Origin of the sequence: Flavobacterium sp. AJR (genome assembly GCF_002156885.1) — a bacterium.
Taxonomy (GTDB): domain Bacteria; phylum Bacteroidota; class Bacteroidia; order Flavobacteriales; family Flavobacteriaceae; genus Flavobacterium.
Map to the genome: position 1 here is coordinate 79,919 of NZ_NCWQ01000021.1, position 15,263 is coordinate 95,181.

General features: G+C 34.0%; 15 protein-coding genes and 3 tRNA genes. 12 read left to right on the top strand and 6 right to left on the bottom strand.

Going from position 1 to position 15,263, the window contains the following annotated elements:
* Nucleotides 1-60 precede the first annotated feature (60 nt).
* Nucleotides 61-2,256, top strand: coding sequence for a DNA helicase RecQ (gene recQ / locus B8T70_RS07300; RefSeq protein ID WP_039117234.1), 2,196 nt, complete (start codon nucleotides 61-63; stop codon nucleotides 2,254-2,256).
* Nucleotides 2,257-2,432: 176 nt separating this feature from the next.
* Here the strand turns inward: recQ and B8T70_RS07305 are convergent, their stop codons facing one another.
* The gene (locus B8T70_RS07305) at nucleotides 2,433-2,675 is read right to left on the bottom strand and encodes a hypothetical protein (RefSeq protein ID WP_086894452.1); all 243 of its coding nucleotides are present in this window, start codon (nucleotides 2,673-2,675) and stop codon (nucleotides 2,433-2,435) included.
* A 151-nt stretch (nucleotides 2,676-2,826) separates the two neighbouring features.
* Here B8T70_RS07305 and B8T70_RS07310 point away from each other — a divergent pair, with 151 nt between their 5' ends.
* The 3 genes from B8T70_RS07310 (at nucleotide 2,827) to B8T70_RS07320 (ending at nucleotide 6,324) form a co-directional block, all read left to right on the top strand.
* On the top strand, nucleotides 2,827-4,386 hold the full coding sequence (locus B8T70_RS07310; protein ID WP_086894453.1) for an NAD(P)/FAD-dependent oxidoreductase: 1,560 nt from the start codon (nucleotides 2,827-2,829) through the stop codon (nucleotides 4,384-4,386).
* Nucleotides 4,387-4,506: 120 nt separating this feature from the next.
* Nucleotides 4,507-5,208, top strand: coding sequence for an SMI1/KNR4 family protein (locus B8T70_RS07315; RefSeq protein ID WP_086894454.1), 702 nt, complete (start codon nucleotides 4,507-4,509; stop codon nucleotides 5,206-5,208).
* Between the two features lie 39 nt (nucleotides 5,209-5,247).
* Nucleotides 5,248-6,324, top strand: a complete 1,077-nt coding sequence (locus B8T70_RS07320; protein WP_086894455.1) for a hypothetical protein — start codon at nucleotides 5,248-5,250, stop codon at nucleotides 6,322-6,324.
* A gap of 168 nt (nucleotides 6,325-6,492) precedes the next feature.
* Here B8T70_RS07320 and B8T70_RS07325 read toward each other — a convergent pair whose 3' ends face one another.
* The 4 genes from B8T70_RS07325 to msrB form a co-directional block, all read right to left on the bottom strand.
* Nucleotides 6,493-7,452, bottom strand: coding sequence for a quinone oxidoreductase (locus tag B8T70_RS07325; protein ID WP_086894456.1), 960 nt, complete (start codon nucleotides 7,450-7,452; stop codon nucleotides 6,493-6,495).
* Nucleotides 7,453-7,500: 48 nt separating this feature from the next.
* Nucleotides 7,501-8,919 (bottom strand): aminopeptidase P family protein, encoded by a 1,419-nt coding sequence (locus B8T70_RS07330; protein ID WP_086894457.1) that lies wholly within the window; start codon nucleotides 8,917-8,919, stop codon nucleotides 7,501-7,503.
* 123 nt (nucleotides 8,920-9,042) lie between these two features.
* Nucleotides 9,043-9,651 carry a peptide-methionine (S)-S-oxide reductase MsrA gene (gene msrA, locus B8T70_RS07335; RefSeq protein WP_039111656.1) on the bottom strand — a complete coding sequence of 203 codons (609 nt, stop codon included), beginning with the start codon at nucleotides 9,649-9,651 and terminating at the stop codon, nucleotides 9,043-9,045.
* A 4-nt stretch (nucleotides 9,652-9,655) separates the two neighbouring features.
* On the bottom strand, nucleotides 9,656-10,216 hold the full coding sequence (msrB, locus tag B8T70_RS07340; protein ID WP_086894458.1) for a peptide-methionine (R)-S-oxide reductase MsrB: 561 nt from the start codon (nucleotides 10,214-10,216) through the stop codon (nucleotides 9,656-9,658).
* A gap of 288 nt (nucleotides 10,217-10,504) precedes the next feature.
* Between msrB and idi the strand changes: the two genes are divergently transcribed.
* The 8 genes from idi (at nucleotide 10,505) to B8T70_RS07380 (ending at nucleotide 13,783) form a co-directional block, all read left to right on the top strand.
* A complete protein-coding gene (idi, locus tag B8T70_RS07345) occupies nucleotides 10,505-11,032 on the top strand; it encodes an isopentenyl-diphosphate Delta-isomerase (RefSeq protein WP_086894459.1) in 528 nt (175 codons plus the stop codon).
* A 12-nt stretch (nucleotides 11,033-11,044) separates the two neighbouring features.
* The gene (locus tag B8T70_RS07350) at nucleotides 11,045-11,455 is read left to right on the top strand and encodes a 6-carboxytetrahydropterin synthase (protein WP_039111653.1); all 411 of its coding nucleotides are present in this window, start codon (nucleotides 11,045-11,047) and stop codon (nucleotides 11,453-11,455) included.
* 1 nt (nucleotide 11,456) lies between these two features.
* Nucleotides 11,457-11,915 carry a peroxiredoxin gene (locus B8T70_RS07355; protein ID WP_039111652.1) on the top strand — a complete coding sequence of 153 codons (459 nt, stop codon included), beginning with the start codon at nucleotides 11,457-11,459 and terminating at the stop codon, nucleotides 11,913-11,915.
* A gap of 64 nt (nucleotides 11,916-11,979) precedes the next feature.
* On the top strand, nucleotides 11,980-12,948 hold the full coding sequence (locus tag B8T70_RS07360; RefSeq protein WP_086894460.1) for a type I phosphomannose isomerase catalytic subunit: 969 nt from the start codon (nucleotides 11,980-11,982) through the stop codon (nucleotides 12,946-12,948).
* A gap of 56 nt (nucleotides 12,949-13,004) precedes the next feature.
* Entirely contained in the window at nucleotides 13,005-13,271 is a 267-nt protein-coding gene (locus B8T70_RS07365; protein WP_035619450.1) for a hypothetical protein, read from the top strand.
* 78 nt (nucleotides 13,272-13,349) lie between these two features.
* A tRNA-Thr gene (locus B8T70_RS07370) sits at nucleotides 13,350-13,423 on the top strand.
* Nucleotides 13,424-13,528: 105 nt separating this feature from the next.
* Nucleotides 13,529-13,602, top strand: a tRNA-Thr gene (locus tag B8T70_RS07375).
* A gap of 107 nt (nucleotides 13,603-13,709) precedes the next feature.
* Nucleotides 13,710-13,783, top strand: a tRNA-Thr gene (locus B8T70_RS07380).
* Between the two features lie 66 nt (nucleotides 13,784-13,849).
* On the opposite strand, the gene B8T70_RS07385 is transcribed toward B8T70_RS07380, so the two are convergent.
* On the bottom strand, nucleotides 13,850-15,109 hold the full coding sequence (locus B8T70_RS07385) for a hydroxymethylglutaryl-CoA reductase (protein ID WP_052250184.1): 1,260 nt from the start codon (nucleotides 15,107-15,109) through the stop codon (nucleotides 13,850-13,852).
* Nucleotides 15,110-15,263 lie beyond the last annotated feature (154 nt).

Consider the following 15,263-nt stretch of genomic DNA (forward strand, 5'->3'; position numbering starts at 1 on the left):
TGTAAAAGAAAGTTGTATCTTTATTGATGCAAATTTATACAAAATACCATAAAATAAAGAATGAATTCAAACGAAATTGAAATACATAAAGAATTAAAGAAGTATTTCGGCTTTAGCCAATTTAAGGGATTGCAAGAGGAGGTTATAAAAAGTATACTCGATAAAAAAAATACTTTTGTAATAATGCCCACCGGTGGAGGGAAATCACTCTGTTACCAATTACCCGCTTTAATTCAGGAAGGAACAGCGATAGTTGTATCTCCTTTAATTGCTTTGATGAAAAACCAGGTAGACGCCATTCGGAGTCTCTCCTCAGAAAACGGAATTGCTCACGTTCTGAATTCTTCACTTACCAAAACAGAAATTGCTCAAGTAAAAAAGGACATTACTTCTGGTTTGACAAAATTATTATATGTTGCTCCCGAATCGTTAACCAAAGATGAATATGTTCAGTTTCTTCAAAATGTAACCATTTCATTTGTCGCTATCGACGAAGCGCATTGCATTTCAGAGTGGGGACATGATTTTAGACCTGAATACAGAAATCTAAAACATATTATTAAACAGTTGGGCGATGTGCCAATTATTGGTCTTACCGCAACTGCTACTCCAAAGGTTCAAGAAGATATCTTAAAAAATCTTGACATGTCTGACGCTAATACTTTCAAGGCGTCGTTTAACAGACCAAATTTATATTACGAAGTTCGTACAAAAACAAAAAATATAGAATCGGATATTATTCGTTTCATAAAACAACACAAAGGGAAATCTGGAATTATATATTGTTTAAGCCGTAAAAAAGTAGAAGCAATAGCTGAGGTTTTACAAGTAAACGGTATTAGTGCTGTTCCTTATCACGCAGGATTAGATGCGAAAACACGAGCAAAACATCAGGATATGTTCTTGATGGAAGATGTAGATGTTGTTGTAGCTACTATTGCTTTTGGGATGGGAATAGATAAACCCGATGTTCGATTTGTAATACATCACGATATTCCAAAATCACTCGAGAGTTATTACCAAGAAACGGGTCGTGCAGGACGTGATGGCGGCGAAGGACACTGTTTAGCTTATTACTCTTATAAAGATGTAGAGAAATTAGAGAAATTTATGTCTGGTAAACCAGTTGCAGAGCAAGAAATTGGTTTTGCTTTATTGCAAGAAGTTGTGGCTTATGCCGAAACATCAATGTCGCGTAGAAAGTTCTTACTTCATTATTTCGGAGAAGAATTTGACAGCGAAACAGGAGAAGGTGCTGATATGGATGATAATGTTCGTAATCCGAAAACCAAAATTGAAGCCAAAGATCAAGTGGTGAAATTATTGGAAATTGTACGCGATACAAAACATATTTACAAATCCAAAGAAATTGTATTTACATTAATAGGTCGCGTAAATGCGGTTATTAAAGCACATAGAACCGATTCGCAATCGTTCTTCGGCTCAGGTTCTAACCATGACGAGAAATACTGGATGGCATTACTTCGCCAAGTATTAGTTGCGGGTTACTTATCAAAAGATATTGAAACTTACGGAGTCATAAAAATTACCAAAGCAGGATTGGACTTTATTAAAAAGCCAGTTTCGTTTATGATGTCCGAAGATCATGAATATAATGAAACTGAAGATGAAGCTATAGTAACAGCATCAAAATCTGGCGGTACTGCCGATGAAGTTTTGATGGGAATGTTGCGAGAACTGCGAAAAAAGGTTGCTAAGAAATTAGGCGTTCCTCCATTTGTAGTTTTTCAGGATCCTTCACTAGAGGATATGGCTTTAAAATACCCAATTTCTATTGCTGAGTTGTATAATATACATGGAGTAGGAGAAGGAAAAGCAAAAAAATACGGAGGAGATTTTGTTGCCTTAATAAATAGGTATGTTGAGGAAAACGATATTATTCGCCCAGACGATTTAGTTGTAAAATCTACAGGAGTTAACTCAGTAAATAAATTATACATTATCCAGAATATTGATCGTAAGTTATCACTTAATGATATTGCTTCCGCAAAAGGGCTTTCGATGGATGCTTTGATTAAGGAAATGGAGCAAATTGTATATTCGGGAACAAAGCTTAATATTAACTATTGGGTAGATGATATGCTTGATGAAGATCAGCAAGAAGAAATCCATGAATACTTTATGGAGTCAGAATCTGATAAAATAGAAGATGCTCTAAAAGAATTCGATGGCGAATATGATATCGATGAGTTACGCCTTATGCGAATAAAATTTATTAGCGAAGTAGCGAACTAACGTTAAGATTAAATTCCAAAAATTAAATTCCAAAAAAAGGAGAATAAATTCCAATTTCAGGAAGTGATAAATATTTAAATTCCAAATTCTAAGTACTAGCGATAGTTTGGAGTTTGGAATTTTTTATTTAAGATTATTCAAATAAATTGGAATTTCCTCCTTAATTGATTGGAATTTTACTCTTCCGGATACACTTCTCCGCGGTGCGGTTTTAAAGCGTCGCGAACCTGAATCATGTTCTCATCGGTTACAACCATATAAGCAATAGCATACATATCGTTTAGGACTGTAAATCCAGTTATATTTAAAGGAAGCTTTTCGATAGCGATAAATTCTTTTAAATGAATTTCATGATGTTCTGCGGTTTTTGCTGAAGCTGGGCCACGGAAATCCCATATTAATTTTATTTTTCTTGACATTTTTTTAGAGGCAAAGTTTTTACAAAACAAAGGTACAAAGTCTGTTTTAAAAAATGGATACTATATTAAGGAACAAATTCCACTTCAAAATACTATTTTTGCATTTTGTTTTTCGTCTAAATGATTAACATATTCAACAGAAATATATATAATGCCAAGAGAACTTTTACTTCAAGTATCGCCCGAAATAGCAGCAAATGAGTTATTGCTAAAAGAACATTTGTCGAAACAAATAAAAGTTTCACCAAATGAAATTCAGCATATATCTATTTTAAAACGCTCCATTGATGCACGCCAAAAAGCGATAAAAATCAACTTGAAGGTGAATATTTATTTGCAAAATGAAGTTTTTCAGCCAACTAAAATTGAGCTTCCAGAATATAAAAACGTATCTGGAGCACAAGAAGTAATTGTTGTTGGAGCTGGTCCAGCAGGACTTTTTGCAGCTTTACAGTTAATAGAGTTAGGTTTAAAACCAATAGTCCTCGAGAGAGGAAAAGATGTAAGAGGTCGCCGACGAGATTTAAAAGCGATAAATACAGAACATTTCGTAAACGAAGATTCTAATTATTGTTTTGGAGAAGGCGGAGCAGGAACTTATTCTGACGGAAAATTATATACACGATCTAAAAAACGTGGGGATGTAACCAGAATTCTCGAACTATTGGTTGCTTTTGGAGCTTCAGATGATATTTTGATAGAAGCGCATCCACATATCGGAACTAATAAATTACCAAAGATTATTCAGGATATTCGAGAAAAAATTATCGAATGCGGGGGACAAGTTTTGTTTGAAACCCGAGTAACTGATATTCTTGTAAAAAATAATGAAGTTCAAGGAATTGTAACTCAAAAAGGAGATACGATTAATGCTAGTAAATTAATATTGGCAACGGGACATTCAGCTCGTGATATCTTTGAATTATTAGATAGAAAGAAAATTTTTATAGAAGCTAAGCCTTTTGCCTTGGGCGTAAGAGCCGAGCATCCTCAATCTTTAATAGATAGTATTCAGTATAGTTGTGATTATCGCGGGGAGCATTTGCCTCCAGCGCCATATTCTATAGTGAAACAAGTAGGAGGAAGAGGAATGTATTCTTTTTGTATGTGTCCTGGTGGTGTAATTGCGCCATGTGCAACAAGTCCTGGCGAAGTAGTAACTAATGGTTGGTCTCCGTCTAAAAGAGATCAGGCTACGGCCAATTCTGGAATTGTAATCGAATTAAAGTTAGAAGATTTTAAACCGTTTGCTAAATTCGGAGCTTTGGCTGGAATGGAATTTCAGAAAAGTATCGAACAAAAGGCGTGGCATTTGGCTGGGGAAACTCAAAAAGTTCCAGCACAACGAATGGTAGATTTTACTCAAAATAAAGTTTCATCAGATATTCCTAAAACATCTTATGTTCCCGGAACGACTTCGGTAGAAATGGGACAGGTATTCCCTGGTTTCTTATCTCAAATATTACGTGAAGGTTTTTCGGAATTTGGAAAATCAATGCGTGGGTATTTGACCAATGAAGCTATTCTTCATGCACCAGAAAGTAGAACGTCATCGCCAGTTCGTATCCCTAGAAATGCAGATACGTATGAGCATTTGCAAATAAAAGGATTGTATCCTTGCGGAGAAGGAGCAGGTTATGCTGGTGGAATTATATCTGCGGCTATAGATGGGGAAAAATGCGCCTTGATGATTGCAGAAGCTTTAAAATAATCTGCTAAATTATTTAGTTTGGAGTAAAAATAATATTATTTTAGTTGCTTTAAGAGATTGGTTACAATTCTAAAATTTAGAATGTGATTAAATCTTAATGAACTTTTTTAAATATATTTTATGCCATTATTAGATATTGAAACTAAAAACGGATTTACATATCCAATTATTTATAAGGAATTCTTTCTAGACGGAATGCTTAATGTTGGAGAATATGGACCTGATTGGTACACTACAGTTTATCCTAAATTAAAAGAAAACCCTACATTGCTTTTACATTCTTATGATTTTGAATTGCTTAATCTTAAGGGTGTAAATGAAGCAATAGACGAACTTTCGGATCCTGAAGGTTATCGTGAAATAAAAGAAGAATTCAAATTTATACCATTCGGGCAAAGCGGAGCTGGAGATCATTATTGTTTCTTTGTAAGTGAAGAAAATAATGGAGAGAATCCTATAGTTTTTGTTTGGCACGATATGAATGAAGTAAATTATCTAGCGAAGAATATGCAGGATTTTGTTTTTAGAATGCTGTTAACAGATATGTCTGATCAAGATGTTTACAATGATGTAAGTGATGAAGAATTTAAGGATAATCTAGAGAAGGTTCTTAAAACGCATAAAAAGTATCTAACAGATAAACAAAATGATGTTTTGCAAACTGTGTTTAATAGGGAAATCATAGATTATGAAATTCTATTGCCTAAAATGAAAGAAGCAAAGCGAGGGTTGCTAACTGATGTTGAGTTAAAAAAAACATTAGCAGAAGTTATCCCATTTGATAAAATGGATTCTAGTTTTGAATATTCAAGCGAATCATAATTATACGAGTCTAATAAAATAAATCACTAAATAAACTCTATGAAAGATTTTTTTTCTAATTTCTTTGGACGAAATAATGATCCAAAATCAATTGTTTCTTTTGATGTTATATATTCAATTTACTCTTATTTGTATAATGAGGTAAGTAGTGTTGATTTTAAAATGAAAGGAGTTCATGATACTGTTTCTGTAAATTTTTATTCATTTCCAAGTTCATTAAATCATGAGGAGGGAAGAAAAGAGATTGAAGGAAACGGATTCAAGAATGCGTATGAGGTTTTAAACGAATTGTATAAAAAGATTGATATCGGAGTACTTTCTGAAGAGGTTATACAAGCAGAATTAGAATATGATTATGTTCATATTCAGTTTTATTCTGAGCCAACTCCAGAATCTAAAAAACATCTAAAACATGTCTTGCATAATTTTGTCATTTTCTTTTGTTGTACGAATAGTTTAGAGACAAATGATTTTAGGATTCTGTACAATAACAGTTATTTTTTTGATTATGTAAAAGGGATTTTAGATACCGAATATATCGACATCAATAATCCTAAAAATGAAATTCAGAAAATAGGATTCAAAGAATTTGAAAGGGTTTTACAAGGAATTTGCGAGTATATGGAAATCGAAATACCATCAACAGTCATTCTTCCTTCTGCTGAAAGTTTACTGGCAGATGAAGTTTCGATAGCGCATTTTAAAGAATTTTTGCAATTAATTTCGAGAGGAGATATTGAAGAAGAATTGCTGGAAGAGCAATCACAGATTCTTTATGATAATTTTGGAAAAAATGAGGGAGATGAAGATTATGAATTTGACTTTTTCGACGAAATAAATACATGGCATAGCGACTGGAAATTTGATCCTGAGGATGCAGAGTATTTTATATCTGAAATGATTGATCAGGAACTTAATTTTGAATATCCAGAAGAAACATATAGTCATGACTTGTTTCCGTATATTCAGACTGCATTAGGAAAACTAGATCTGGAATTAATGAGTTATGATACAATGGGAGATAGTTATTTGTTTTTTGTAGCAAATAAAAATGATGTAAGCAGAATATTAGAATTAGCAGAAATAACCGAAATAGGAATTGATAAGTTGACATAAAAGAGAAATTAACCGTAATCTAGTCTTTTCACATAGTTTGTCATCCCGAGGAACGAGGGATCTCCGCCAGCAACTCGACAATTTTGGGTTAATTTCTTGCGGAGATCCCTCGTTCCTCGGGATGACAAGATTACGGGATAAAAAATGGTGATACTCCCAGGTTATTATTTAAGGAATCAAAATTATTTTCCCTGTGCTTTTTCGACTTTCTAAGTAATCGTGTGCTTGTTTTCCTTCAGATAGTTTAAAAGAAGTAGGTGTTGCAAGTGAAACTTTTCCTTCGATAATCCAAGTGAATAACTGATTAGCTCTTTTTATTCTTTCTTCTCTGGTTGTCAAATAACTCCATAAATCTCCACCAGTTAATGTTTTGGAAGTATCCATGAGCATTCTTGGGTCAACTAAAGCAGGATCTCCACCCGCCATTCCGAAAAACACAACCTGTCCACAATCTTTGGTTACTTCGAAGCTATCATTTAAGGTGCTGCCAATACTATCATAAACGACATCGGCACCGTTTGGAACTACTTTAAAAACTTCAGCCTTCCAATTGTCATTGTATAAGAATACATGGTCGGCTCCTTGCTCGATAGCAATTTTTGCTTTGTCGGCAGATGAGGTTAAGCCAATTACGGTTGCGCCTAGAAGTTTGCTTATTTGTGTAAGGAATTGTCCAACACCTCCAGCAACAGCATGAATAATAACTGTTTCTCCTTTTAGTGTTTTGTGGCTATCTGTGGCGAGGTAATGGGCTGTTAATCCTTGTAATAAGATGGAGGCTCCAGTTTCAAAATCGATTGCTTCTGGTAACGGAATTACATGATTTATATTAACGGCAACGAGTTCGGCATTTGCAAAAGGAATATCAGCAAAAGCAACTCTGTCTCCAATTTTAAACTCTGAGTGGTTATTTGTGTTTACTACGATTCCTGAACCTTCATAACCAGCTATAAAAGGCGGATTTCCTTTAAGATGATAGTTTCCTTTTCGGCGATATACATCGGCGAAATTTAACCCGATGGCTTTCATTTCGACCAAGATTTCGTCGGATTTTAATTGCGGATTTGGAATGTCGATGTATTCAAGTACATCTGAGTTTCCAAAAGTAGAAAAAGTTAATGCTTTCATTTTGTCTAATTATAACAGTGAAATATTTATAAGGGAAATAATTATAGGTTAAATTTTGGGTAAGTTAAATTCATTGAACTTACTTTTTTGGGAAGCTAGTTTTTCAATATCTTGCCATTTTCTAGGAGAATCAACAGATAGGTTTTCGTATGAATCTTTTTTTATGAGAATATCATCTTCGATACGAACCCCGATATTCCACCATTTTTTATCACATTTACTATTTGCTGGAATATAAATTCCTGGTTCGACAGTAATAATCATGTTCTCTTTTAGTAAGCTTTTTGGTCCGCTGTAATTTCCTTTGTCGTGAACATCAAGACCAAGAAAGTGTGAACATCCGTGTGGGTAATAGATGCTTACTTCTTTTAAGTCTTTAATGATTCCTAATTTCAGTAATCCTTTGGCTAGAACTTCTCTGGCTTTGATGTTTAGGTCTGCGAGAGGAGTTCCTTCTTTACAAATTTTAAAAATTTCTTCTTGAGCATCGTAAACTAGTTGATAGATAGCTTTTTGTTCTTCGGTAAATTTTCCGTTTGCAGGAATAGTTCGGGTAACATCGGCAGAATAGCCATGATATTCAGATCCTACATCCATTAATAATAATTGATTGTCTATTTTGGTGCTATTGTTTTCGCCATAATGCAAAATACAACCATTAGCTCCTGCGCCAACAATTGGAGGATAACCTTCTCCTTCAGCTCCATATTTTCTGTGAATATAAGCATGAATTCCATCGGCTTCATTTTCGCTCATATCAGTATTAATTGCTTTCATGACTTCGTTATGGGCAATGCAAGAAAGTTTAACTGATTTGCGCATTAAATCAATTTCTTCTGGGGTTTTTATTTCTCGAAGCGTTGCTGTAATATTTTCGAATAATAGTAAAGAAGCTGTATCGTCATTTGTAATTGCTGCTTTTGTTTTAAATGTTTGTAGTAATCCAAAAAGATCAAAACCGCTTGTGTCTTTACCAATGTCAGTTGGGATTTTATCGTAAATTATTTTGTCGAATTTTTTAAAGTCTATAGGAAAGTCCTTGAAATCTTTTCCGTTATAAACTGTTGCAAAACCTAATTTCGATTTTGCTCCATCGGTACCTAAGCGTCTACCTGTCCACATTTCATGAGCTGCATTTCTTTCTCTAACAAAAAGGATTTCGTTATAAGCTGTTTCACCAGTTCCCTGAGGTTCTTTAAATAGTAATAAAACAGCATCGGGTTCTTTATAACCGCTTAAATAATACAAATCAGGATTTTGATGGAAATTATAGTTTATATCTCTAGAGAATTTTCTTTCGGGATAAGAAAAGATTACTGCTACAGAATTTGCAGGCATTAAGCTCCTAAAAGCTTCTCTTCGCCCTTTATGAAATTCTTTAGAAAGATAATCTGTAGGTAAGTTTTCCTGAGCATGATTGTAATTAAAAAGTAGTAGGAATAAAAGGGATAAGATTATACGCTTCATTTTTTTGTGGTTTGGTTAAAGGGTTCTGGTTCTTAATAGATTGATGCAAATTACGAAATTTTGACATTGATTATTAAAATAAAAAAACCGCTCATTTTCATAAGCGGCTTAGTGAATTAATAATTATTTCTTTTTTAATTTGTCTTTAAATACCTTTTCAAACTTTTCTATTTTTGGTTGTATTACCATTTTACAATAGGGTTGGTTTTTGTTATTGTCATAATAATTTTGATGATAATCTTCGGCTTTGTAAAATTTTGTAAATGGTTCCACAGCGGTTACTATCGGGTCGTTATATACTTTTGCTTTTTTTAATGCATTTATAATGTTATTAGCTGCATTTTTTTGTTCTTCATTTTTATAAAAAATAACCGAACGATATTGTGTTCCTACATCGGCACCTTGTCTGTTTAAGGTTGTTGGGTCGTGTACGGTAAAGAATACTTTAAATATCTCGTCTAGGTTTGTTACGTTTTTGTCGTATGTAATCTGAACTACTTCGGCAAAACCAGTTTTTCCGGTTGATACTTCTTCGTAGCTCGGATTAATGGTTTTTCCTCCAGAGAAACCAGATACTACAGATTTTACTCCGTTTAAATTTTCGTAAACTGCTTCTACACACCAATAACATCCTCCGCCAAGAGTAATGGTATCATAATTGGGTTGTTTCTTTGCTTGTCCAAATCCATTAATTGATAGGATTAAAAGACAGATTAAAATGGTGTTTTTCATACTATTATTTATTGTCGGGTATAAAATCAAGAGCGATAGAGTTCATGCAATATCTTTTTCCAGTTGGTGCAGGGCCATCATCAAATAAGTGACCTAAATGTCCGTCGCATCTACCACAAAGAACTTCGGTTCTTTCCATGCCCAGAGAGTTATCTTGTTTGTACGTTACGCTGTTTTTGTTTTCTTGCTCAAAAAAGCTTGGCCAGCCACAACTACTTGCAAATTTTGCTCCGGATCTAAAGAGTTTGTTTCCGCATGCTGCACAATAATAAGTTCCTTTTTCGTCGGTATTCCAGTATTTTCCAGTAAAAGGTCTTTCGGTATCAGCATGCCTCATTACTTCATATACATCTTCAGGTAATACTTTTTTCCATTGCGCATCTGTAAGATTTAGTTTTTTTGTATCGGTATTAGAGTAATATGGATTATCGGGTTTGCTAATTTTATTTTCCATAGGATTGTTTTTTGTATCGGTGTATTGTTCTTTTGTATTTTGTCCACAGGCTTGAAATATAAATAGTGGGAGCAAAAATAATAAGCTTAAAAAACGGGCTTTTGTTTTCATAATTAATTGATTTTGTGTTGTAAAGTTAAGATGGTTCTTATTAGTAAACTGTCGTGCACTTTACAAATGGATGCTTATTTAAGTGAGTTTTAACTATTACTATTTACGAAAAAAATGCAGTTTCAGATTTAAAATAAGAGATTATTGCTCTCATGTCTTTAATACACTCATAATCACGATATAAAATTAAAATTTTAGTGAATGCAGGGCTCGTTAAACTTTTCACAAACTTTTTCTAGGCTTTAAAGCAATTTCTTTTTTCGTATTTTTGTGTGTTTAATACCAATTATGATAGAAGAAAACGTAATATTAGTTAATCTAAATGATGAGCAAATAGGGCTAATGCCTAAAATGGAAGCGCATGAAAAAGCCGTTTTACATCGTGCATTTTCAGTTTTTGTTTTAAATGATAATAATGAAATCATGTTACAGCAACGTGCGCATCATAAATATCATTCTCCGTTACTTTGGACCAATACTTGTTGTAGTCATCAGCGAGAAGGAGAAACTAATATCGAGGCGGGAAGTCGAAGATTGTTTGAAGAAATGGGTTTTAAAACGCCACTTAAAGAACTTTTTCATTTTATATACAAAGCTCCTTTTGATAACGGATTAACAGAACATGAACTGGATCACGTTATGATTGGGCGTTATAATGACGAACCTATTATAAATACAGACGAGGCTGAAGCCTGGAAATGGATGAAAATAGAAGATGTAAAAACTGACATGCAATTACATCCTGAGATTTACACCGTTTGGTTCAAAATAATTTTTGACGAGTTTTATCATTTTCTAGAAGACCATAAAATTTAAACCAAAACCTACATGAGAGTAACGATATCAAGAAAAGCACATTTTAATGCTGCCCATCGGCTGTACAGAAAAGATTGGACGTTGGAGAAAAATGATGCCGTTTTTGGGAAATGTAATAATCCCAATTTTCATGGACATAATTATGACTTAACAGTAAGTGTTACTGGAGAAGTTGACCCTGAAACAGGTTTTGTGATAGATGTAAAGATATTGGCGGATATTATATATCAAGAAGTAGAATTACCATTTGATCATAAAAATCTTAATCTTGACGTACCAGAATTTCAAGATTTAAATCCAACTGCAGAACATATTGCAGTAGTGATTTGGAATAAAATTAGAAAAAAGATAAATCCCGATTTTGATTTAGAAATCGTGTTATATGAAACTGCACGTAATTTTGTAACCTATAAAGGAGAGTAAAATGTCATTAAAAGTAGGGGATGTTATCCCGAATTTTACAGCTAAAGATGCTAATGGAGAGGTGTTTGAGAGTAAGGATGTACTAGGTCGTAAACCTTTGGTTATTTATTTTTATCCTAAAGATAATACACCGGGTTGTACTACAGAGGCTTGTAGTTTTAGGGATCAATATGAGGATTTTGTAGCTTTAGGAGCAGAGGTAATTGGTATTAGTAGTGATAGTGTCGATTCTCATCAAAAATTTTCTCATAAACATCATTTGCCTTTTGTTCTTCTTTCAGATGAAGATAAAAGGATAAGAACACTTTTTGGTGTTCCATCTGGATTACTTGGATTATTACCAGGAAGAGTAACTTACGTTGTTGATAAAAATGGAGTTATAATTCTGATATTTGATAGTATGGTAGCAGCCAAACATATTCCTAAGGCGTTGGAAGCGATTAAAGAATTAGTATCATAAATTAAAAGAACAATAGTATACAGTATTCATGAAAATGAAACTTGTGTAGAAATATATAATACAGATGACCCCAAAATTATATCCATTACAGTTCGAACCAATCTTGAAAGACAGAATATGGGGAGGCGAAAAATTAAAAACTGTATTAAATAAACCAATCACGTCTAAGATTACTGGCGAAAGCTGGGAGTTATCTACTGTTGAAGGCGATGTGAGTATTGTTGCAAACGGAAGTTTGAAAGGAAAATCACTTACAGATATTATAGAAGAATTTCCAAACGAAATTTTGGGAGCAAAAGTACATGAGCAATTTGGGAAACAATTTCCGTTGCTTTTTAAATATCTTGATGCTCGGGAAGATCTTTCGATACAAGTACATCCTAATGATAAATTGGCTAAGGAACGTCATAACTCTTTTGGTAAGACCGAAATGTGGTATGTTATGCAAGCAGATGAAAATGCCAGGATTATTGTAGGCTTTAAAGAAGATTCTAGTAAAGAAGAATATCTGGAGAATTTAAATAACAATACACTAGTTTCTATTCTTGACGATGTAAAAGCTAAACCAGGAGATGTTTTCTTTCTGGAAACTGGGACGGTTCATGCAATAGGGGCAGGATTAGTTGTTGCAGAAATTCAGCAAACATCAGATATTACGTATCGTTTGTATGATTTTGATAGGGTAGATGCGCAAGGAAATAAAAGAGAATTGCATGTAGATTTAGCGCTAGATGCTATTAATTATAATAAGGTAGATACTTATAAAGAGTATCAGAAAAAAACAAATGAATCTAATGTAGTGGTTGATTGTTCTTATTTCACCACAAATTTTATTTCGTTAGATGGTCAGGTTGAGGTAAGTAAAAGCGGAGAAACTTTTACAGTCTATATGTGTATTGAAGGTTCTTTTGAAATAGAATATGACGGAAATAAATTGACATACAAAAAAGGAGATACAGTATTAGTTCCAGCTGCTTTGAATAAGTTCATCCTTAACGGAAAAGCTTCTATTTTAGAAATTTACATTTCATAGCAGGTAATAGAAAGATTATGTGTACTTTTGCAAACGCAAATTAAAATTAAAATAAAATGGCAAACGTTAAGAATTTAAAGAAAGACATCAACTACGTTTTAGGAGATATTATTGAAGCAGTTTACTTATTTGAAATTTCTACTACAGGAAAACCAACTACAGAAACTAACAATTTAATCGATGAAGCTATTGCTGCTTTTGATACTTTGATCACAAAAGTGAACGCAAAGAACGTAGAAAATAAAAAAGCACACTTCAAACAAATCAATGTTGAATTGGAAGAAACTGCTAATCAATTGATTGCTAAAATCAACGAATTGTAGTAAAAAAAAACGATAAAAAAGTGCAAATTTATTTTGGTAAAACGAAAAACCGCTTTATATTTGCACCCGTAATGAGTCGCCAGCGTAGCTCAGTTGGCTAGAGCAGCTGATTTGTAATCAGCAGGTCGTGGGTTCGAGTCCCTCCGCCGGCTCAACATAAAACCATCCTTTTAAGGATGGTTTTTTTATCTAAATAAAGATGCAAGTTTATTTTGGTAAAATGAAAAACCGCTTTATATTTGCACCCGTAATGAGTCGCCAGCGTAGCTCAGTTGGCTAGAGCAGCTGATTTGTAATCAGCAGGTCGTGGGTTCGAGTCCCTCCGCCGGCTCAACATAAAACCATCCTTATTAAGGATGGTTTTTTTATTTAAATAAAGATGTAAATTTATTTTGCAAATATAAAAAAACAGTATTATATTTGCACCCGTAATGAGTCGCCAGCGTAGCTCAGTTGGCTAGAGCAGCTGATTTGTAATCAGCAGGTCGTGGGTTCGAGTCCCTCCGCCGGCTCAGAGTTAAAACCATCATAGAAATATGATGGTTTTTTTTTGTGCCATACTCAATTGTGGAGTATAATTATCTTCCGAATTTTTGATGAGCTGCCGTAAATTGGCCAGAACCCATAGCTGCCAGAATAGAAATTTCTCCTGTTAAGCATAATGCGACAGCTATTTCGGCTAGTTTTCCACTTTTTCCAGCGCCATAACAGCCTATTAATTCCAGACATTCCTTTTGAGTAGGGAATGAGGTTCCGCCACCAACAGTTCCTACGATTATGTTTGGCATTGTGATAGCGCAATATAAATCTCCATTCTCATCGATTTCCATTCTTGTAATAGCGGTAGAAGCTTCACCTGTACAGGCTACATCTTGTCCGCAGGCTATAAATAAAGCTGCGAGAGCATTTGCGGGATGCATACCAGTGCCAATGCTGCCACCTTTTACGGAGCCAGAGGCACTTATTTTCCATTGTTGTTGCATTAGTTCTGGAGTTGTCTTTAGTACTGATTCAATAACGCCTCTTTTTAATGTGATTTCGGTCGTTATTTTTCTTCCTCGGACTCTTGTAGTTAATGATGTTGCTTTTTTGTCTCCTGACGTATTTCCTTCGATTGTCCAAAATACTGGTTTGATGGGGCAGTTGCTCAGGATGTACTTGCAAATTTTATCTGTACAGATTGTAACCATGTTTTGACCTGATGCGTCACCAGAACTATATTCGAATCTTATAATGAGGATGTTGCCTTCTATATTTATTCCTACATCGTTTAAAATTGCATAATTGCTGGTTTCCCGGGTTAATACAGAAAATGTTTCTTTGTGCTCTAATACCCATTCTACAAATTTTCCTAAATCAATTAAATTTTTAAATTTAAAAGTCGGTGTTCTTTGTACGCCTTCTTGTAATGTAATGGCTGTAATTGCTCCAGATTCTCTACAGGCCTTTGCGCCTCTGTTATAGGATGCAAGTAGCGTTCCTTCGGTGGTAGCAAGAGGAACATAGAAGCTTCCTTGAGCTGAACTTCCATTTATTATTAATGGGCCAATAAGTCCAGTGGGAATTTGGCTCATTCCTATGTAATTTTCGATGTTGCCTTTTAGGCTTTCATTGTCATTGAATACTTTTTCTCCAGATAGATAGTCAACGTTTGTGTTTAGTTGCTTACGGATAAAATTTAAGCGTAATTTTTGACCATTTAAGGTGTAGGGATCTTGAGTAGGTACTTTTTCTAATTCCTGGCTTAGGTGAGGATTATAAGATTCTAGTTTTTCAATAACCGATGAATCAATAAAATCATACTTTGCGCGACTGATGTTACTTGGGGGATTTTTCATAAGATTATTTTTTAATAATTATAAAGCTAAGTTATTAATAATCAGTAAAATAAAATCTCAAAACGCGATTTATTTTAGTATAATTATCTAATTGTCAAGTCTTTAAGGTTTTAAAAAATAATAATTAAAAAAAAAGCATAAAAAAATCCTGTTC